Origin of the sequence: Bradyrhizobium sp. 23 (assembly GCF_023073295.1) — a bacterium.
Classification (GTDB): Bacteria; Pseudomonadota; Alphaproteobacteria; order Rhizobiales; family Xanthobacteraceae; genus Bradyrhizobium; species Bradyrhizobium canariense_D.
On sequence record NZ_JADPJF010000148.1, the window covers coordinates 199322 to 199984 of the forward strand.

Genomic DNA, 663 nt, shown 5'->3' on the forward strand with positions numbered 1-663 from the left:
GCGCATGCCGCCGGAGAGCTTGTGCGGATATTCGTCGATCCGCCGCTCGGGCGAGGGGATGTGGACGCGACGCAGCAGATCGATCGCCCGCTCGCGCGCACTCCTGCGCGAACCGCCGCGGTGGCGCAAAATCGTCTCGATGATCTGGTCGCCGATGGTGAAGCTCGGATTGAGCGAGGTCATCGGCTCCTGAAAGATCATCGCGAGCCGGTTGCCGCGGAGGTCCCGCAGCGTCTGGTCCGACGTCTTAAGCAGGTCGAAACCGTCGAAGCGGATCGCGCCGGAGATCTCCGCGCTCTGCTTCGGCAGCAGGCCCATGATCGCCAGCGACGTCACGCTCTTGCCGCAGCCGGATTCGCCGACGAGGCCGAGCGTCGCGCCATTGGCGACGCTGAGATCGACGCTGTCGACCGCATGGGTGACGCGGCCGTCGTCGCCGTGAAAACGAATGCGCAGATCGCTGATCTCGATGAGGGGGCTCGGGTTCATGAGCGTATTGCGCGCGCTGCGGCGATGCTGGCGTCGATGACGCTGCGATCGGTGTTGCCGGCAGGGTTCTGCCGGGTTGGCATGGAAACGCGGAAGTGGACCCAGAGTTCGTGGCTGACGCGCTCGAGCCGCTCGAGCTCGCCGAGCGGATCGGGATGATCGTCGGCGCGCAGG

1 protein-coding gene and 1 pseudogene are annotated in these 663 nt (G+C 66.7%); both read right to left on the bottom strand.

Annotation, left to right across the window (positions count from 1 at the left end):
• Positions 1–489, bottom strand: a 489-nt coding sequence (locus IVB32_RS34280) for an ATP-binding cassette domain-containing protein (protein WP_247412831.1), incomplete at its 3' end; no start/stop codon positions are given.
• Positions 486–663, bottom strand: a pseudogene (locus IVB32_RS34285) (DUF1028 domain-containing protein); the annotation flags it as partial. The gene IVB32_RS34280 and the pseudogene IVB32_RS34285, both read right to left, overlap by 4 nt.